Below are 17,779 nucleotides of genomic sequence, written 5' to 3'. Positions count from 1 at the left end.
CTCGCCGATGTCAGACCTCGATGATGTGATGGATGCATGACCGAGGCACCCGCTCTGCTCGCCCCCGATGAGGGCGCGGCGAGCAAGGGTGCGCGGGGTTCGGACGGTGCGCGGGGTTCAGAAGATACGCGCGGTTCCACGGGCGCTGGGACGTGGGACCAGCGCGTGCGCGCCGCCCTCGCGGACCGGCGCCCGTTGACGCACTCCGGGGTCAGCGCAATGTCGGAGGACGACCTGGTGGGCCTCGGTGCCGCGTTGGGGGCGGTGCGCAGGGACGCGGACCGGATGATGGCGGTCGTGGCCGCCGAGCAGGCCGCGCGCTCCCGCGCCAAGGCGAGCGACGTGGGGCTGGCGCGACGCCGAGGCAAGGGCGACGAGCGCGGGATGGTGTCCGCGCAGACCGGGGGCTCTCATGCGGAGGCGGGTCGCCTGATCGAACTGGGCGAGGCGCTGCGTGACGCGGAGAATGCCGACGCGGAACGTGTGGGTGCTGAGCCGTCGTCGGACACTGAGAAGGCTGAGCCCACCGCGGTGTTCCCAGAGGTCGCCAAGGCGGTCAACGCAGGGGAGTTGGGCGTCGAGGCGTCCGCGATGATCCTGCGCATGCTGCGCCGCATCGCGAAGAGGTGTCCCGAGCGGTCGCTGGCGGCCGCCGAGAAGGACCTCGTGTCCTCCGCGCGGCACATGCGGATCGACCGCCTCGCGGGGCTCATCACCCGCACCGAGGAGCGTTTGGACCGCGAGCACCTCGAGGAGCTCGCGCGTGACCGGCGCGAGCGACGCTTCCTGCGCATCGGTGAGACGCCGGACGGCATGGTGACGGTGAGCGGTCGGCTCGACCCCGAGAACGGCGCGCCCCTGATCGCGGTGCTGCAGGCGATGGTCACTCAGCACTTCCGCCTGCGCAAGAGGATGCAGGACGCCGCCCGGGCCGGCGAGTCGGTGGTCATCGACGAGCGTACGCCCGAGCAGGTGAGGGCCGATGCGATCGGAGACTTTGCGCGCCACCTCGCCGGGTGCGAGGTCGAGGTGCTTCCCCGCGCTGGCGTGACCCTCGTCGTGAGGACCACGCTGAACGAGCTGCGAGAGGGGGTGGGCGGCGCGTCGGTCGACGGTCTCTCGACCTCCCTCGACGCGGGAGCGCTGCGCAGGGCGGCCGCCGCGGCCGGAGTGATCCCCCAGGTGATGGGCGGCGAGTCCGTCGCCCTGAACCACGGTCGCCGCAAGAGGAATTTCACGCACGAACAGAAGCTCGCGCTCGTGGAACGCGACGGCGGGTGCGCGATGTGCGGTGCGCCACCGTCGTGGTGCGACGCCCACCACATCCGCCATTGGGCTCGCGGTGGCACCACTGACATGGACAACGGCGTGCTGCTCTGCGTGCGGTGCCACCACGACATCCACCGCGACGATTGGCAGATCCACGCCACCGCAGACGAGGTATCGTTCACGCCCCCGGCGACGGTCGATCCGGCCCGGCGAAAGCGTCCCGGTGGGCGGCGGCTCTTCGATGCCTGTCCGCTGGAACCGGAACCGACGGCTGGCCCCAGTGGCTCAGATCGCCGATGCGCGCTGGCGGCACCGGTGCCATGCGCGGTGTCGCGGGTGGCCCATGACGAAGACGAGCACAGGCAGCAGCAGCCGGCCGCGCGGTCGACCGTCACTCCCACCTCCAGTCCGAGCGCGGCTGCGCCTCGCCGCCCTCACGTCGTCAGCGCGATGAGGGGACAGCGGCGGGCGCGCGGCCGGGCGGACCCCGGTCGCCATACGCTACGGCCGACGTCGAGATGTGCCTGACGGCGTCGAGACGCACGTGACGACGCCGAGATAATGGTCCCGTGGCATCTCAACGGATCTTTCGCAGACTTGTCAGCGACGACGAGTCGGAACTGAAGAGCATCAGCGAAGAGGCCCGCCCCCACATCGCGGCCAACGGCGTGCGGCAGATGGCCGCCCAGGCGCTTCAGTCCGTGGGCGATCAGGTGGTCAATGTCAAGACCGTCCTGCCCTGGCTGATGACGGCGCTCGGCGCACCCGGCGGCTTCGTCGGCCTCCTGGTGCCCATCCGAGAGGCCGGATCGATGCTGCCGCAGGCCGCCTGGGCGCCCAGGGTTCGTCGCCGTCGCGTGCGCAAGTGGGTCTGGGTCGCAGGCGCGGCAGGGCAGGCCGCCGCGACCGCCGCGATGGCGCTCGTGGCGGCCACCGCATCGGGTGTCGTCGCAGGCATGGGCGTGCTGGCAGCCCTCGCCGTGTTTGCGCTCGCCCGGTCGCTCAGCTCGATCGCGAGCAAGGACGTGCTGGGCCGCACGGTGCCCAAGGGGCAGCGGGGCCAGATCAAGGGCACGACCACCGTCGCGTCGGCCGCTGTGGCCCTCACGCTGGGCCTCTCGCTGCGAGCCTGGGGCGGCGACAGCGCGGGGAACGGCGTGCTCGCCGCGCTGCTCGGTGCAGCGGCGCTGGCGTGGGTGGGGGCGGCCGCGATCTTCGCCACCATCCGTGAGCCCGCAGGGGGCGTCGACGCCCCCGATGCGGACGGTCCCGGGTGGGTGGCGCAGTCAGCGGAGCTGTGGCGCGGGGAACCGGTGTTCCGACGCTTCGTCATCGCCCGCGCGCTGCTGCTCGTCTCTGCGCTGAGCCCCCCGTTCGTGGTGACCCTGGGGGTCCAGCAGGGCGCATCGGGCCTGTCCTCGCTGGGGCTGTTCGTGATCGCTCAGGGAGTCGCCGGTCTCGTGGGAGGACGAGTGTTCGGACGGCTCGCGGATCGCTCGTCGCGGAGGCTGATGATCGGTGCCTCGCTGGCGGCGTCGGCAGTCATTCTTGTGTTCTTGGGTGCGCTGCGCGTGCCCACTCTCGAGGAGTCCGCGTGGCTGGCGGCCGCGGCCTATCTGCTGCTCGCCCTGGTCCACGTGGGTGCGCGCCTGGCCCGCAAGACCTACGTGGTGGACATCGCTGAGGGCGACCGACGTACGCAGTATGTGGCGGTGGCGAACACGCTCATGGGGGTGCTGCTGCTGGCCGTGGGTGCGGGCACTGCGGCACTGGCGATGGTGGGCGCCGAGTTCGCTCTGCTGCTGCTCGCCATGCTGGGCGTGGCCGGAGCCGTCGTGGGCCGCGGGCTGCCCGAGGCCGAGGTCGCGGCTGAGAGGGCGTAGAGGTCAGCCGGTCGGGGTGCCCGCTGGCGACCGTGTGCGCTGGACACCGTGTGCGCTGGACACCGTGTGCGCTAGCCGCCGTGTGCGCTCGCGAACGTGTGCCTCCGTGGCCGACCGCGCCGTCGAGACGACCGCGCTGTCGAGACGACCGCGCTGTTGAGGCGACCACGACGCACGACGGTGAGGCGACATGCCTCGTTCCACGCCGATGCGCGCGAAGTGACAGACTCGGAGTGAACCCGCCAACGACGAGGGAGGTGCCCGTGAGCATTCAGAACGACCTGCGGACCGTGGAGCGGCTGATGCTCTCCGAGCACTCCATCCCCATGCGGCTGCGTATGCACCAGGGTATGGACGAGGACGCGTACAGCGATCTCGCGGCGGCGCTCGAACGCCTCATCGACTACTACGCGAACCATTCCGACGTGCCCAAGCGCCTGGCGCTCGCGTTCGTGGACGTGGGTGCGGCCTTCGCCTACCCACAGGGCGCCTATCCCGACGACGAGCTCGCGCGCATCGAGGATGTGGGCCAGGAACTGTCGCAGATGGGTCAGCTGCTCTTCGGCGACGCGGACTGACTTCTCCGCTGCCCTCACGCCGCAGCACATCGGTGCGCGCACGCGCCCGTGCGCCGTCGCGCCACGGCCGCCGCATCAGCGCCCTCCCCGGTCGTGGGACCAACGTCCCTTCCGCACGCGCGCCCGCGGGCTAGCGTCGCAAGTGGAGGCGTGTCATGGACGACATCCGACTGCTCCCGGCGACGGGACTCGAGGGCCTCATCGCGCAGCTGCGAAGCCGCGGCTACCGGGTGATGGGCCCCACGCTCCGGGACGATGCGATCGTCACCGGCGAGATCCGCTCGGCCTCCGACCTGCCGCAGGGAGTGGGCGACGAGCAGGACCCGGCCCGCTACCGTCTGCGCAAGCGCGATGATGGCGCCTACTTCGGCTTCGCCGCCCCCGCCCAGTCGTCGAAGCCCGTGTTCTTCCCGGCGGAAGAGGTGATCTGGCGCGGTCGCCGCGACACCGCGGTCACCCCCGACAGCGCTGCCAGCGCGTCCACCCCCGACAACGCCGGCAACCCGACCACCGCCCCGGCCTCCAGCCCGCACGACCCCGGCTTCACCGTCGAACGCGACCAGCTGGACGCCCCCCCGATCGCGCTGCTGGGCGTCCGCTCGTGCGACCTGCGCGCCGTCCAGATCCACGACAAGGTGCTCGCCGGCCGCACGTACATCGACGCCCACTACGTGACCCGCCGCGAGGCCACCTTCGTGGTCGCGGTCGCCTGCTCGGATCCCGCGGCCACCTGCTTCTGTGCCTCGATGGGGACCGGCCCACGCCCCGCCGCCACCGACCCGGCCACCGGCGAGCCTTCGTACGACCTGCTGCTCACCGAGATCGCCCCCAGCGACCCCGACCGGCACCACTTCGTCCTCGAGATCGGCACCGAGGCCGGCCGGGACGTCGCCCACGCGATCGACACGGCGCCCGCGGAGTTCGACGACCAGCACGAGGCACTGGCGGTCACGGCCCACGCCGCCTCGCAGCAGACGCGCCGCATCACCGCCGCGACCGTGCGCGACGACCTGCGCGCATCGGCCGAATCCTCGCGCTGGGAGGACGTCGCCTCACGCTGCCTGTCCTGCACCAACTGCACGCTGGTGTGCCCCACGTGCTTCTGCACCACCGTCGAGGACGTCTCCGACCTCACTGGCGCGACCGCCGAGCGCCACCGCGTGTGGGACTCGTGCTTCTCGGAGGACTTCACCTACATCCATGGCGGCCCCACCCGCGAGTCCGTGAAGGCCCGCTACCGCCAGTGGATCACCCACAAGCTGTCCTCGTGGGAGGACCAGTTCGGGATGCTCGGGTGCGTGGGCTGCGGCCGTTGCATCGCCTGGTGCCCGGCGGGCATCGACATCACCGAGGAGGCTGCGGCGCTGGGACGCATGCGCGCCGGCGGCGTCCTTCCCACCGGGGACCACGTGCCGACCGGGGACCACGTGACAGTGACGAGTTAGCGCAACGCGCCCGCGGAGCGCAGGAGAGGAGCCATGATGGCAGGCGTGGGCACCATCGCCGATGCGGTGGCACGCACGGGTCGCGCCGACCCGATGATCCCGCGCCGCTTCGCGATCACCCGCGTGCGCCAGGACACCCGTGACACCTTCACGCTGCTGCTCGATCCCGTGGACGGCGGCGAGGAGATGACCTTCCGGGCCGGGCAGTTCACCATGCTGCACGCGTTCGGTGTGGGGGAGGTGCCCATCTCGATCGCCGGCGACCCCCGGCACCCCGCGCCGCTCGAGCACACCATCCGCAACGTGGGCGCCGTCACGCGCGCCCTGGTGAACGCCGCTCCCGGCACCGAGATCGGCGTGCGCGGCCCCTTCGGCACCTCGTGGGATGCGGCCGATGCGCGCGGCCACGACGTCGTCTTCGTCACCGGCGGCATCGGGCTGGCGCCGCTGCGACCCGCGATCCTCGACGTGCTCGCCGAGCGGGACAGCTACGGCAAGGTGCTGCTGCTGTACGGCTCGCGCACGCCCGACGACATCCTCTACGGCGCGCAGATGCGCCGGTGGGCGGACCTCGACGGCGTCAACGTGCAGATGACCGTCGACAACGCCCCGCACGGATACAAGGGCCGCGTGGGGTTCGTGACCGAGCTGATCGGCCGCGCCGGCTTCGACCCCCGCCGCGCCTTCGCGTTCGTGTGCGGGCCCGAGGGGATGATGCGGGCCGCAGCATCGGCCCTCGTGAGCCGCGGCGTCAGCCCCGCCCGCGTGCGGCTGTCGATGGAGCGGTCCATGAAGTGCGGCATCGGCCTGTGCGGGCATTGCCAGCTGCGCGAACTGTTCGTGTGCGTCGACGGTCCCGTGCTGGACTACGCGCGGCTCGAGCCGCTCATGGACGTGCGGGAACTGTGAGAGGAGAGCGGCGACATGACAGACCACGCGCACCACCACGGACCCGCAGCTCAGACAGCCTCTGGGATGGAGCAGGCCGCTGCAATTGAGCCGGCCTCTGGGCTTGAACCAGCCGCCGTGCCTGGGCCCGCACTCGCGGAGGCTGCCGCGCCCGAGCCCGCCCCCGCATCGGCCGCACGCCCCAAGCTCGCCGTCTGGAAGTTCGCCAGCTGCGACGGCTGCCAGCTGAGCCTGCTCAACTGCGAGGACGAGCTGCTGTCGATCGCGGGCGCCGTCCACATCGCGTACTTCCCCGAGGCGACCCGTGCCGTGGTCGAAGGGCCGTACGACCTCTCGCTCGTGGAGGGGTCGATCACCACTCCCGAGGACATGCGCCGCATCCACGAGATCCGCGCGCAGTCCGGGACGCTGGTGACGATCGGCGCGTGCGCCACCGCCGGCGGCATCCAGGCGCTGCGCAACTGGGCGGACGTGGACGAGTTCCGTTCGATCGTCTACGCGCACCCCGAGTACCTCTCCACGCTCGACACCTCGACGCCCATCGCGAGCCACGTCGACGTCGACTACGAACTGCGTGGCTGCCCCGTGGACAAGCGCCAGCTCATCGAGGTGCTCGCGGCGTACCTGAACGGCCGCAAGCCTCGCATTCCCAGCTACTCGGTGTGCGTGGAGTGCAAGCGCAAGGGCAACATCTGCGTCCCCATCGCCAACGGCACGCCGTGTCTGGGCCCGGTCACGCAGGCCGGATGCGGGGCGCTGTGCCCCACGTACGGGCGCGGCTGCTACGGCTGCTTCGGCCCGCAGGACACGACGAATACGGCCTCGCTCACCACGCAGCTCGTCGAGCTGGGGATGGCCGATGCGGACATCGTGCGCGTGTACCGCACCTTCAACGCGGGCGCACCGGAGTTCGAGGCGGCCGGCAACGCGGTCGAGGCGGGAGGCGCACGATGACGCACACGCTCAAGGACGGCGGCCAGGTTCTCAACGTCGGCATGCTCGCCCGAGTCGAGGGCGAGGGCGGCATGCACATCGAGATCAAGGACCGCACGGTCGTCGACGTGCAGCTCAACATCTTCGAGCCGCCGCGGTTCTACGAGGGCTTCCTGCGCGGCCGCCATTACACGGAGCCGCCGGACATCACGGCGCGCATCTGCGGCATCTGCCCGGTCGCGTACCAGAGCGCGTCCACCGAGGCGATGGAGGTGATCTGCGGCGTCCAGACCACGGACGCGATTCAGACCATGCGCCGGCTGCTCTATTGCGGCGAGTGGATCGAGTCCCACGCCCTGCACATCTTCATGCTCCACGCGCCCGACTTCCTGGGGTACGAGTCCGTGCTGGAGATGGCCGAGATCCACGGTGACGTGGTGCAGATGGCTCTGCGACTCAAGAAGTGCGGCAACGACCTCATGGAGACTGTCGGCGGGCGCGCGATCCACCCGGTGAACGTGAGGGTGGGCGGCTTCTACCGGATGCCCGCCCTCGCCGACCTGATGGCCCTGCGGCCCGCGTTGGAGCGCGGCCTCGAGGACGCGCTCGCGGCCGTCCAACTAGTGTCGACGTTCGACTTCCCGGACATGGAGCAGGACTACACCTACGTGTCGCTGCGCCACCCCGACCACTACCCGCTCGAGCGCGGCGCCGAGGTGGTCGCGTCGACGGGGGTGCGGTTCCCGGTGGCCGAGATTCCCCTGCACGTCGAGGAGTTCCACGTCGCGCACTCGAACGCGCTGCACGCGCGGTTCGACGGCGAGCCCTTCTTCGTGGGACCGCTCGCGCGCTACACGCTGAACTTCGACCAGCTCAGCCCGCGCTGCCAAGAGGCCGCGTTGTCTGCCGGCCTCACGGAGACGTGCCGCAACCCCTTCAAGTCGATCATCGTGCGCTGTGTCGAGCTGGCCTACGCCTTCGAGGAGGCGCTGCGGATCATCGACGGGTGGACCGATGGACACGCGCCCTCGGTGCCCACGTGGCCGCGCGCGGGCGAAGGGGTGGGCGCGTCCGAGGCGCCGCGCGGCACCATCTGGCACCGGTACCGCGTCAACGACAAGGGAGTGATCGAGGACGCGCAGATCGTGCCGCCCACGTCCCAGAACCAGTCGAGCATCGAGATGGACCTGCGCACCGCAGCCCAGCAGTGGGTGGACCTCGACGACCACGCCCTCACGCACCGGTGCGAGGCGGCCATCCGCAACTACGACCCCTGCATCTCGTGCGCCACGCACTTCCTGGACCTTCGGGTGCAGCGATCATGAGCGCGCCGGACGTGATCGTCGTCGGGGTGGGTTCGCCCGACCGCGGGGACGATGCTGTCGGTGCCGCAGTCGCCTCCCGGGTGGACGACCGATACGGAGGGCGGGTGCGGGTGGTGACGCGCGAAGATCCCACCGCCCTGGTGCAGCTGTGGGAGGGGGCCCGGGTGGTGATCGTGGTCGACGCGGTGGCGTCGGGACGCACCCCCGGCACCGTGCGGGTGATCGAGGCCGGGGCCGACGCTCCACCCCTCCCACTCCGGGCCTTCGCGGCGACCGGTCGCGGCGGCACCCACACCTTTGGGCTCGCGGGCGCTGTGGCGCTCGCGCGGGCGCTCGGGACGCTGCCCGCCAGAGTCGTCGTCGTCGGCGTCGAGGCGGCCACGTTCGCCTACGGGCCGATGTCCCCGCAGGTCAGCGCGAGCATCGGCGCTGCGGCAGCCGCCGTGGAGGCCGAGCTCGCCAGGGAAGGAATCGAGGCCACGACATGTGCCTAGGAACCATCGCGAAGGTCGTCGAGGTGCACCGTGACGGTCGCGCCGTCGTCGATGTGGACGGCATCCGCCAAGAGGTGCTCGAGATGACGTTGTCCGACGACGACATCGGGCCCGGCGACTGGGTGGTGATCAACTCGGGCTTCGCGCTCGAGCTGCTCACCGAGGCTCAAGCGCAGGAGGCGCTGCGCATCCGAGGCTCTGGCGACTCCGAGCCGCAGGACGCCCAGCCGGCACAGGAGACAGCGGAGGCCGAGGAGGACTCAGCCGAGCAGGACGCCCCGCCCATCAAGGAGGCGCAGTCATGACCTCCACCCGCACCCGTGGCCTCGCGCTCGCCGCCGTCACCGCGACGATCTCGGGCGTCGCCATCTACGTCAATGCGAACGGCGTGGCCGCGTATGGCGACGCCACGGCGTACACGACCGCCAAGAACGCCGCCTCGGCGCTGGTGATCGCGCTGGCCTTCGTGCTCGCGCGCCGTGCCAAGGGAGCCGGCGCGGTCGCCCTCACCCGCCCGTCGCAACCCGGGCACTGGTGGGGTCTGATCGTGGTCGCGGTGCTCGGAGGGGCAGTGCCATTCGTGCTGTTCTTCGAGGGACTCGCGAGCACCGCGTCCACCCAGGCGGCGTTCCTGCACAAGACCCAGCTGGTGTGGGTGGCCGTGCTCGCGGTGCTGCTGCTCAAGGAGAAGCTCACGTGGTGGCACGGCGCCGCGATCGTGCTGCTGATCGTCGCGCAGTTCGGGCTCGCGGGTGACGTGCGCATCATCGCCGACGTGGGCACCGCGCTCATCGCGGCCGCGACGCTGATGTGGGCCGTCGAGGTCGCCATCACCAAGCGGCTGCTGCGGGACATGTCGGCGTGGACGCTGTCGCTCACCCGCATGGCGGGCGGGTCCGTCGCTCTGCTCGCGTGGTCGGCCATGACCGGGTCGCTGGGCACCGTGGTGCCCTCGACCGCCACTCAGTGGGGCTGGGTCGCGGTGACGGGCGTGCTGCTCGCGGGCTACGTGCTGTCGTGGCACGAGGCACTGGCGCGGGCACAAGCCGTCGACGTGACCGCAGTCCTGTCGCTCGGTGCCCTCGTGACGGCGGCGCTCGCCGGGGCTTTCGATGCCGTGCCGCTCGCCGCCCAGGCACCGTGGCTCGCGATGATCGCCGCGGGTGGGCTGCTGGTATGGCTCGCGCCCCAGCTCAGCGCGCGCGGGAGGCGAGCCGTGACGTGACCCTCGCCGCGCATCGGCCGGACGCCGTGCCCCACAGGGCCGACGGCGCGATCCTGTTCGGCCGTTACGCGTTCCCGCCGAACGAGAAGGGGTACTGCGGGCCCGATCGCGCCGGGGAGCTGCTCGAGCGGGTGAGCGAGGGCGCCTCGGGACCCGCGCTTGCGGAAGTGGCGCGCGCCTTCGCGGGGGCATGGCCCTACCTCGAGCGCATCGGCGAGTGCCTGGGCCGGGCGCCTCTCGACCTGGCGGTGGTGTCGACGTACTGGTTGGGCGGGCCTGCCTTGGCCCGATGCGGCGGAGCCGCCTTCGCGCGCTCGCTCGAGGAGAGGTTCCGGCCGCGGCTCAGCCGCCAGGAGTTCGAGCGGCTCGAGGACGGGGTGCGCAACGGCGGGACACCGCACCACAGCTTCCATGTGTTCGGCGTGTACCCGTGGGTCGGCCTGATGCGGGGAGGAATGGGCGACGCTCCGCTCGAGGTGCTCGACCGGTGCCGCATCCGGTGGGGGCGCGTGGTGTCTCTCGACGGCGAGGTGGCGGTGGTCCGCAGCCGCCACCTCGAGTGGGACGGGCGGCGCCTGCGCCTGGGCCCGCGCACTCTCGAGACCGCGCAGCTGCGCCGCGACGGTCACCGGCTCAGCCGGCCGGTCGAGCCCGGCGACTGGGTGTCGTTGCACTGGGACTGGGTGTGCGACCGGCTGGACCCGCGCGAGATGTCGTGGCTGGTCCAGTCCACATCGACGGAGCTCGACGCGGTGAGCTCCTGCCGATACTCCGCGCCGGCGACTGTGTTGTCTTGACTCCTGGCGCTGCTCTCAGAAGGCGGCGCTGTTCTGAATAGTGGTGCTCTCCGGAAAGGAACCTGATCATGCATATCCCCGATGGAACGATGGACCCGGCAGTGCTGGCGGTGGCCGGCGCGGCCTCGGTGGGGGCCGTCGCGGCCTCGGCGCGTGCGCTGCGCACGGGACGGCCGCGCATCGGCCTCGCGCTCGCGGGCGCCGGAGGAGTGCTCCTCGCCCACCTGGCCGACGTGCCGCTGCACGGGGCCTATACCGGGCACCTGATCGGCGGGACTCTGCTGGCCATCGCGCTCGGGCCGGCGCTGGCGGTGATCACCATGACCGCGGTGCTGGCGTTCGAGGCGTTGGCGCTCGCGGACGGCGGCACCTCCGCGCTCGGCGCGAACGTGCTCGTGATGGGAGTCGTCGGCGTGCTCGTGGGCTACTGGGTCTACCGGGCAGCGGTCGCCGGGCTTGGCCGGTGGCGACGGAGCCCCGCGGTGACGCCCACGTGGTCGCGTGCGCTCGCCGCCGGCGTGGGCGCGTGGGTGAGCGTCGTGGCGTCGGCGGTCACGCTCGCCGCGATGGAGATCGCAGGGGGAGTGGCTCCGGGAGCCGCGGGCGCGGCGGTGGAGGAGCTGGTGCCGCACCACGTCGCGTGGGGCCTCCTGGAGGCGGTGGCGACCGGAGCCATCGTGGCGCTCGCCGTGGCATGGCGGCGGCGCGATGGCTTCTCACCGCACGGGACCCGGACAGCATGCGATGCCGTCGCACCGCGAGATGTCCACGTACGACGAGAGGCCCGTCCACGTGCTGCGCTGGACTCACCCCCGGAGGCGGCGTCGGATCGCCGCTAGCGGTGCGGATTCTCAGCGCCGCGTGCGCGAGCATTCCGGCGTGCCCTACTCGGGGGAGCGACGGCTCCGGGCGCGGGGCAACAGGTACCAGAGGACGGCCGTGAGTGTCGCGACGGCGGCACCGGCGGCCGCTCCCGCCCATGCGACGTCGTCGAAGATGAACCGCGTCACCACGAAGACCGCACCGGACATCGATGCCGCCAGGAGCACCATGCCGGTGATCGCGAACCTGATCGCGTATCGCAGTCGCGTGCGCCGGTAGGGGCGGCTGCTGATCCGGTGGAAGGCCGCAGGCGCCATGAAGAACACGGTGGCGGCCGCGACCCCCAGGAGGACGAGCACGAACACATTGCGGCCAAAGTCGTCGAGCTCCTCGAACCGAGCGCTGAACGGCGCCGTCAGCAGGAAGGCGAAGAGCACCTGCGAGCCCGGAATGATGGTCCGCAGCTCCTCGAGCAGCTCGCGGTAGCGCTCCCGCAGACGCTCGACCTTGGCGTCGTGTGCCGAGTCGGTCGCCATGGCACTCCCGTCCCCTGCCGCCCGGAGGTGAACTGTGCGTCGAGGAGATCCTATTCCTGCGCGGCCGACCGCGCCGGGGTTGGCGACATCGCAGTGCGCGCCACCACCCGGCTCGACCCATCGGCCAGCCTCTCGACCTCGAGCTTCGCGGGGATCTGCTCCTTCATCGCCTCGACGTGGGAGATCAGGCCGATCGTGCGACCGCCCGACCGCAGCTCGTCCAGGGTCGACATCGCGACTTCGAGGGTGTCGCCGTCGAGCGACCCGAAGCCCTCGTCGATGAACAGCGTCGACAGCCGGATCCCGCCCGCCTCGGCGGTGACCGTCTCCGCGAGCCCCAGCGCCAGCGACAGCGAGGCGAGGAACGTCTCGCCTCCGGAGAGCGAGTGGGTGGACCGCGACTGACCGGTGTGGGAGTCCGCGATGCGCAGCCCCAGCCCCGCCTGCGTATTGCGGTACTGCTTGTCGTCGTCGTGCTCCAGCCGGTACTGGCCGCTCGACATCACCTGCAGCCGCACATTCGCCGCCGCCACGATCCTCTCCAGCTTGGACGCCAGCACGAACGACTCGAGGCGGATCCTGCGGTCGTTCGGCGGGCTGCCCTCGAGGCTGTCCGCCAGCGTGAGCGCGACGTCGCGCGCGGCCCGCGCCTGCTGCGATGACTCCGCCTGCTGCGCGTACTCGTCGCGCAGTGCCTGGAACCGCTCGCTGCGCGACGCCGCAGCCGTCTCCGCAGCCACGGCGGCGTCCCTCGCCTGGGCTGCCTCGGCGGCCGATGCGCTCAGCGCCTCGAGGTCCGTCGTCGCCTCATCCTCCACCGCGGGCAGACCCTCGGCGCTGAGGTTCGTCACGACGGCGCGTGCGCCCGCGAGCGTCGACTCGTGCGCGGCGACGGCCTCGCGCAACGCCGCGAGATCGGCCTCCGGCAGCAAGGCGTCGCGTGCCGCCTCCGCGGTCTCGAAGCCCGACTCTTCCAGCGCCTCGGCCAGCGAAGCCCGCGCCTGCGCCTGAGCAGTGTGCGCATCGGCGAGCGCTCCGGCGGCCTGGGCGACGGCGGCGACCAGTTCCTTGGCGCGCTCGAGGTCGCGCGCTCGGGCCCCCACCGACTCGTACTCGGCACGGCTCTTCGTGACCGACGTCTCCGCCGCCGTGACCGCCGCAACGGCCTGTGCCCGGAACGACTGCGCCGCTTCGACCGCCGCGGACGTCGTGGTGAGCGACTCCTTGAGCGCGGCCTCTCGCTCGTCGAGCCCCGCCAGCTCGTCATCGAGACGCCGGCACTCCGTGACGGCCGACCGTGCCGCCTCGAGCTGCGCGAGCGCTGCCTCCACCGCAGCGGTCGCGGACTCGGCATCGCCGTCGCCAGCCGCCGCGCGAGCGACCGCCAGGGTGGATTCCACCCCCGCCACCGCGTCCTTGGCCCCCTTGAGGAGGTCGGCCGCCTCCGTCTCCGACGCACGAGCGGCGTCGACCTCGTCGTCGGTGACGTGGGTGTCGGAAGGCTCGGCTGGGGAGGGGTGCTCGGTGGCCCCGCACACGGGGCACGGCTCGCCGTCGGTCAGCTCGGCGGCCAGGTGCGCCGCCTGTGAGCGCAGGCGCCGCTGCACCAGGTCGTTGTACTCCTCGGTCGCGGCGGCGTGGGCGGCGAGCGCGGCGTCCCGCTCCTTGGTCGCGGCCTCGAGTGCGCTCGTCAGTTCGAGCACGTTCTCGTGTGCTGCTGCCGACGCCTCGGCCCGCACGTGCGCCTGCTCGAGGTCGTCGACGCGCGCGGCCGTCGCCTCCGCCTTGACGCGAGCCGCGCGCAGCGCCTTCGCCAGCTCCGGCAGTGCGCCAATGTCCGTCTGCACCGCATCTCGAGTCTCGGCCGCGGCCGTCACGGACACCTCGGCAGACTCCGCCTCCTCGCGGAGGCGAGGCAGCGCCAGCTCCACCTCGAGCGCCGTCGACAGCGTGCCGATCTCGCCCGCCAACGCGCTGATGCGCGCGGCCAGGTCCTCCTCGGAGGCGTCCGCCAGCACACCCAGTGACGCGGGCCACGCGACCTCCGCCACGGCCGCCGCCTGCGCCCCCGTCAGCGCGGCATCCCGCGCGACCGTGGCCTTCTCCAGCTCCGCGTCTGAGCGTGCGACGGCGCGCATCGGTGCCGCCACCGGCTTGGCGCGAGTGGCCGCATCGAGCCTGGCGCGATCGGCCTCGTGCTTGTCGGCACGCGCCTCGAGCGCCGCCACCGTCTCGCGCGCCTCGGCCAGCTTCGCGTGCTTGTCCGCGACCGCCTTCGCCTCCGCGAGTGCCGCTGCCGCGGCGTCGGCCGCCGTGCCTGCCTCCAGCCGCGCAGCGGAAGCGGCCTGCGCCAGCTCGGCGAGCGCATCGGCCGTCGTCTCGAGCCAGCTGTCGCGCTCGGCCAAACCGGGCGCCTCGGCCCCGGCCTCCGACGAGGCCCGCGCGATCAGCTCGCCCAAGCCCGCATCGGCCTCCTCGACCGAGCGTGAGCGTTCCTTCGCGACGTCGCGCACGTGGCGTTCCAGCGCAGCGAACCGGCTGGTCCCGAACAGCGACCGCAGCACGTCGCGACGCTCGTCCGTCTTGGCCTCGAGGAACTGCTGGAACCGCCCCTGGGCGAGCAGGATCACCTGCAGGAACTGGTCCGCGCTCAGCCCCAGGATGTCCCTGATGAGGTGCCCGGCCTCGACGGGCCGGACGGCCAACGCGTCCCACTCGCCGCTGCGCTCCACCCACAGGGCGGCCTCGGCCTTCTGGGTGGTGAGGCCCTCGCCTCGCAGCTTGGGGCGCTGGAACTCGGGCGACCGCCGCACGCGATACCTGGTGCCGCCGGACTCGAACTCGAGCGTCACCACGGTGGGATCGTCCGGGGTGCAGAAGTCGCTGCGCACCGACGTCGCCGCGCCCGCGTAGCGCGGCACAGAGTCGTACAGGGCGAACACGATCGCATCCAGGATCGTGCTCTTGCCCGCGCCCGTCCTGCCGGTGATGACAAAGATGTCGTCGTCGAACTCGGCGAAGTCGATGGTCTGGCGCCGGAGGTAGGGGCCGAACCCCTCCATGTCGAGAGTGAGCACCTTCATCGGGTGGCCTCCCGCGCGTCGATCGCGTCGAGGGCGTCGTTCAGCAGGGCCTGTTCGGCTTCGGTGGGACCCGCGCCGTTGCGCACATACGTCAGGAACTCCTCGATCACCTCCGCGTCGCTCTTGCCCTCGACGCGCTCGGCGTACTGTCGCGGGCCCGCGTCGTGACGCGTGGCGGGCCGGTGGGCGAGCGTCACGGCGTGCGGGTAGCGGGACTGCAGGGTGCGCATCGCGTCGCGCGGCAGCTGGTCGTCAGTGAGGATCGCCTCGACCCAGGCGTCCTCGGCGTCGGGGTGCGCGCCCGGGGCGACGAGATCCGCGAGAGTGCCCTCGAGGCGCACGGCCGCGCGTGGGGTGGGCAGTTCGAGCCAGGTCGCGCTCTCGAGACCGTCCACGCCGATGTCCACGAGCCACATGCCCTTGGCGCTGCTTCTCTCCCCGAACGAGAACCGCAGGGGAGCGCCGCTGTAGCGCACGGTGTCGGAGAGCGTCTGGCGCGAATGGATGTGTCCGAGCGCGGTGTACGCCGGCCCCTCGAAGGTGGCGAGACCTACGAGGTTGAGCCCGCCGCGCGTGATGTCGCGCTCCTCGGCGCGGCCGGTGTCCTCGGTCGTCTCCGGCGGCGCCGTGCCTGCGGCCGATGCGGCGAAGCAGTGGGCGGCGACCACGTACCGGGGTGGGGTGCCGCCCTGAGCATCCGAACCGCCGGCGCGGTCGCGCGCATCGGCCCTGATCTGGTCCATCGCGAACGTGAGGGCGTCCTGGTGGGTCGACCCCGTGAAGTCCGAGTACGCGCTGCGCATGAACTCGGGGTGGAGGTAGGGGAGGCCGTAGACGAGCACCTCGCCGTGCCCGTCCGTGAGCGTGACAGGGGAGGCGAGGTCGGTGTGGTCGGCCTTGATGTGAACTCCGCCGGCCCGGGCGAAGGCCGCGTTGTGCGCGAGCCGCGCGGGGCCGTCGTGGTTGCCCGACGTCAGGACCACCTGGGCGCCGTGGTCGCGAATGGCGAGGAGCGCATCGGCCAGCAGCGTGAAGGCGCCGGACTTGGGGGTCGAGCTGTCGAAGATGTCGCCCGCGACGATGACGGCGTCGACGCTGTGCTCGGCCACCGCATCGGCGATCGCGCTGAGAACCTGGGCGAGGTGCTCGTCGGTGCTGTGCCCGTGGAACGTGCGGCCGATGTGCCAGTCGCTGGTGTGGAGAAGGCGCATGGCCCGAGGCTAGCGGGCGGGACCGACGCGCACGCGCGTGTCCACGTCGGGACGGATGCCCGCGGTGGTCCGCCTACCCCTCGTCGTCTTCGGCGATGGTGACGTTGCGGTCGAGGAAGATCGCGATGTCCTCCGCGAGCTGCTGGCCGTCGGCGTTCGCGCGCAGCAGCGTCTCGTCTCCCAGCGCGTCGATGGCCGCAGCCTGCTCTGCGGTGAGGGTCTGAAAGGGCTGCTGCACGAGCGCGATGCCATCCTGCTCCGACAGCGCCTCGAGCACCGTGCGGGCGCGGTCCTGGGCTTCTCGGGCCGACGTGTCGACGGTGACCGCGAGCTGGATGAACTCGGCGTACTCGGAACGCAGGTATCGGTTGTCGCGCGCGGGATCGAGCGCGTGAGGCATATCGGCCAGCATCTCGGTCTCGATGGGGTCGAGTTCGCGGTGCGGGTTCTCGACCAAGGTGTCCGACGATGCGGGCGGGAGAGTGGTGAGCAGGAGCTCGACATCGCGAGCGAAGGCCTGCAGGATCTCGTCGGTGGTGACGTCGGGCGCGACGTCAGGGCTCTCGTTGGCGGAAGTCATCCCTCCACACTATTGGCGTCGCCACGAGATGCGAATCGGCCGATGCGCGTGGCGGGGTCGCCACCGGCGGTGGCCCCGGGGATCAGTCGAGGGCGTCGGCGATCGCTTGGGCGACGTCGTCTCCAGTGTCGCCGATGATCGAGATGGCGCCCTCGGTGATGACCGACTGCACCGCAGGCGAGGCGAGAACGGTGCCGTCGACGACCACCGCGATGCGGTTGCCCGGCTCGTCCTGTGCCACCGCCGCTTCGGTCAGGGCCGTGAGCCCTTGCGTGCCTGCCTCGCTGAACGTCAGGTTCACCGCGTCGCCAGCGTCGTCGTCGCGCGTGACCTCGACGCTCTCGACGTCCGTGCCGTCGACCGCCGCCTCGCCGAGCAGGAAGATCTCGCTGCCATCTGCGGAGCACGCGGCCACGAAGTCGTCGCCGGTGGGCGCGGGAGCTGCGCAGTCGCCGGCCGCGAACCAGTCGGCCGCCCGGTGACCCTCGACCGCCGGGGGCACAGCGCCATCGGACGAGCCTGCCTGGATGGCGGCCTCGACGGGGCGGAATGTCACGGAGGCGGCGTCCTCGCCAGGGCCGTCGTCACCGGGCCCGCACGCCGACAACGCCGCGACGCCCGCCAGGACGCCGGCCACGGTCACGAGTCTGGTGAGAGAGGAGTGCATGCCCTTGAGACTCTCACAACGC

The 17,779-nt window shown here is 71.8% G+C and carries 17 protein-coding genes; 12 read left to right on the top strand and 5 right to left on the bottom strand.

The genetic code is table 11. From position 1 onward, the window contains the following. The first annotated feature begins 36 nt into the window (after positions 1 to 36). The 12 genes from AOP72_RS08685 to AOP72_RS08630 all read left to right on the top strand — a co-directional run bounded on the left by AOP72_RS08685 (position 37) and on the right by AOP72_RS08630 (position 11,697). Complete coding sequence (locus AOP72_RS08685) at positions 37 to 1,797, top strand: HNH endonuclease signature motif containing protein (protein WP_062135115.1); 1,761 nt, start codon at positions 37 to 39, stop codon at positions 1,795 to 1,797. Between the two features lie 41 nt (positions 1,798 to 1,838). Then, positions 1,839 to 3,152, top strand: a complete 1,314-nt coding sequence (locus tag AOP72_RS08680; RefSeq protein ID WP_062135111.1) for an MFS transporter — start codon at positions 1,839 to 1,841, stop codon at positions 3,150 to 3,152. A gap of 263 nt (positions 3,153 to 3,415) precedes the next feature. Further along, complete coding sequence (locus tag AOP72_RS08675; RefSeq protein ID WP_152650315.1) at positions 3,416 to 3,730, top strand: hypothetical protein; 315 nt, start codon at positions 3,416 to 3,418, stop codon at positions 3,728 to 3,730. 155 nt (positions 3,731 to 3,885) lie between these two features. Then, complete coding sequence (locus AOP72_RS08670) at positions 3,886 to 5,175, top strand: 4Fe-4S dicluster domain-containing protein (RefSeq protein ID WP_062135105.1); 1,290 nt, start codon at positions 3,886 to 3,888, stop codon at positions 5,173 to 5,175. 33 nt (positions 5,176 to 5,208) lie between these two features. Then, positions 5,209 to 6,084, top strand: a complete 876-nt coding sequence (locus AOP72_RS08665; protein WP_062135102.1) for an FAD/NAD(P)-binding protein — start codon at positions 5,209 to 5,211, stop codon at positions 6,082 to 6,084. Positions 6,085 to 6,099: 15 nt separating this feature from the next. Continuing rightward, positions 6,100 to 7,038 (top strand): NADH-quinone oxidoreductase subunit B family protein, encoded by a 939-nt coding sequence (locus AOP72_RS08660; RefSeq protein WP_202965650.1) that lies wholly within the window; start codon positions 6,100 to 6,102, stop codon positions 7,036 to 7,038. After that, positions 7,035 to 8,342 carry a Ni/Fe hydrogenase subunit alpha gene (locus AOP72_RS08655; protein WP_062135095.1) on the top strand — a complete coding sequence of 436 codons (1,308 nt, stop codon included), beginning with the start codon at positions 7,035 to 7,037 and terminating at the stop codon, positions 8,340 to 8,342. The genes AOP72_RS08660 and AOP72_RS08655 overlap by 4 nt, the downstream gene beginning before the upstream one ends. Further along, a complete protein-coding gene (locus AOP72_RS08650) occupies positions 8,339 to 8,836 on the top strand; it encodes a hydrogenase maturation protease (RefSeq protein ID WP_062135092.1) in 498 nt (165 codons plus the stop codon). Before AOP72_RS08655 ends, AOP72_RS08650 begins: the two co-directional genes overlap by 4 nt. After that, complete coding sequence (locus AOP72_RS08645; RefSeq protein ID WP_062135087.1) at positions 8,827 to 9,141, top strand: HypC/HybG/HupF family hydrogenase formation chaperone; 315 nt, start codon at positions 8,827 to 8,829, stop codon at positions 9,139 to 9,141. Before AOP72_RS08650 ends, AOP72_RS08645 begins: the two co-directional genes overlap by 10 nt. Then, a complete protein-coding gene (locus AOP72_RS08640; protein WP_062135084.1) occupies positions 9,138 to 10,061 on the top strand; it encodes a DMT family transporter in 924 nt (307 codons plus the stop codon). Before AOP72_RS08645 ends, AOP72_RS08640 begins: the two co-directional genes overlap by 4 nt. Then, positions 10,058 to 10,858, top strand: coding sequence for a DUF6390 family protein (locus tag AOP72_RS08635; protein WP_193746393.1), 801 nt, complete (start codon positions 10,058 to 10,060; stop codon positions 10,856 to 10,858). Before AOP72_RS08640 ends, AOP72_RS08635 begins: the two co-directional genes overlap by 4 nt. A gap of 68 nt (positions 10,859 to 10,926) precedes the next feature. Further along, positions 10,927 to 11,697, top strand: a complete 771-nt coding sequence (locus AOP72_RS08630; RefSeq protein ID WP_084631616.1) for an energy-coupling factor ABC transporter permease — start codon at positions 10,927 to 10,929, stop codon at positions 11,695 to 11,697. A 45-nt stretch (positions 11,698 to 11,742) separates the two neighbouring features. Here AOP72_RS08630 and AOP72_RS08625 read toward each other — a convergent pair whose 3' ends face one another. The 5 genes from AOP72_RS08625 to AOP72_RS08605 all read right to left on the bottom strand — a co-directional run bounded on the left by AOP72_RS08625 (position 11,743) and on the right by AOP72_RS08605 (position 17,757). Next, entirely contained in the window at positions 11,743 to 12,216 is a 474-nt protein-coding gene (locus AOP72_RS08625; RefSeq protein ID WP_062135076.1) for a DUF6328 family protein, read from the bottom strand. 50 nt (positions 12,217 to 12,266) lie between these two features. After that, entirely contained in the window at positions 12,267 to 15,299 is a 3,033-nt protein-coding gene (locus AOP72_RS08620) for an AAA family ATPase (RefSeq protein ID WP_062135074.1), read from the bottom strand. Next, positions 15,296 to 16,510 (bottom strand): exonuclease SbcCD subunit D, encoded by a 1,215-nt coding sequence (locus AOP72_RS08615; RefSeq protein ID WP_062135071.1) that lies wholly within the window; start codon positions 16,508 to 16,510, stop codon positions 15,296 to 15,298. Before AOP72_RS08615 ends, AOP72_RS08620 begins: the two co-directional genes overlap by 4 nt. Before the next feature lie 73 nt (positions 16,511 to 16,583). Beyond that, positions 16,584 to 17,090 carry a hypothetical protein gene (locus tag AOP72_RS08610; RefSeq protein ID WP_062135068.1) on the bottom strand — a complete coding sequence of 169 codons (507 nt, stop codon included), beginning with the start codon at positions 17,088 to 17,090 and terminating at the stop codon, positions 16,584 to 16,586. An 82-nt stretch (positions 17,091 to 17,172) separates the two neighbouring features. Then, entirely contained in the window at positions 17,173 to 17,757 is a 585-nt protein-coding gene (locus AOP72_RS08605; RefSeq protein ID WP_062135067.1) for a SecDF P1 head subdomain-containing protein, read from the bottom strand. Between the last annotated feature and the right edge of the window lie 22 nt (positions 17,758 to 17,779).

The sequence above is a fragment of the Demequina aestuarii genome (genome assembly GCF_000975095.1).
GTDB lineage: Bacteria > Actinomycetota > Actinomycetes > Actinomycetales > Demequinaceae > Demequina > Demequina aestuarii.
This window is presented reverse-complemented; position numbering and strand designations above follow the sequence as displayed.

What these genes read in the sequence shown, in the direction of transcription:
- AOP72_RS08685 (WP_062135115.1), top strand. Translation starts at nt 37, where the DNA reads ATGACCGAGGCACCCGCTCTGCTCGCCCCCGATGAGGGCGCGGCGAGC.
- AOP72_RS08670 (WP_062135105.1), top strand. Translation starts at nt 3,886, where the DNA reads ATGGACGACATCCGACTGCTCCCGGCGACGGGACTCGAGGGCCTCATC.
- AOP72_RS08665 (WP_062135102.1), top strand. Translation starts at nt 5,209, where the DNA reads ATGATGGCAGGCGTGGGCACCATCGCCGATGCGGTGGCACGCACGGGT.
- AOP72_RS08660 (WP_202965650.1), top strand. Translation starts at nt 6,100, where the DNA reads ATGACAGACCACGCGCACCACCACGGACCCGCAGCTCAGACAGCCTCT.
- AOP72_RS08655 (WP_062135095.1), top strand. Translation starts at nt 7,035, where the DNA reads ATGACGCACACGCTCAAGGACGGCGGCCAGGTTCTCAACGTCGGCATG.
- AOP72_RS08650 (WP_062135092.1), top strand. Translation starts at nt 8,339, where the DNA reads ATGAGCGCGCCGGACGTGATCGTCGTCGGGGTGGGTTCGCCCGACCGC.
- AOP72_RS08645 (WP_062135087.1), top strand. Translation starts at nt 8,827, where the DNA reads ATGTGCCTAGGAACCATCGCGAAGGTCGTCGAGGTGCACCGTGACGGT.
- AOP72_RS08640 (WP_062135084.1), top strand. Translation starts at nt 9,138, where the DNA reads ATGACCTCCACCCGCACCCGTGGCCTCGCGCTCGCCGCCGTCACCGCG.
- AOP72_RS08630 (WP_084631616.1), top strand. Translation starts at nt 10,927, where the DNA reads ATGCATATCCCCGATGGAACGATGGACCCGGCAGTGCTGGCGGTGGCC.
- AOP72_RS08625 (WP_062135076.1), bottom strand. Translation starts at nt 12,216, where the DNA reads ATGGCGACCGACTCGGCACACGACGCCAAGGTCGAGCGTCTGCGGGAG.
- AOP72_RS08620 (WP_062135074.1), bottom strand. Translation starts at nt 15,299, where the DNA reads ATGAAGGTGCTCACTCTCGACATGGAGGGGTTCGGCCCCTACCTCCGG.
- AOP72_RS08615 (WP_062135071.1), bottom strand. Translation starts at nt 16,510, where the DNA reads ATGCGCCTTCTCCACACCAGCGACTGGCACATCGGCCGCACGTTCCAC.
- AOP72_RS08610 (WP_062135068.1), bottom strand. Translation starts at nt 17,090, where the DNA reads ATGACTTCCGCCAACGAGAGCCCTGACGTCGCGCCCGACGTCACCACC.
- AOP72_RS08605 (WP_062135067.1), bottom strand. Translation starts at nt 17,757, where the DNA reads ATGCACTCCTCTCTCACCAGACTCGTGACCGTGGCCGGCGTCCTGGCG.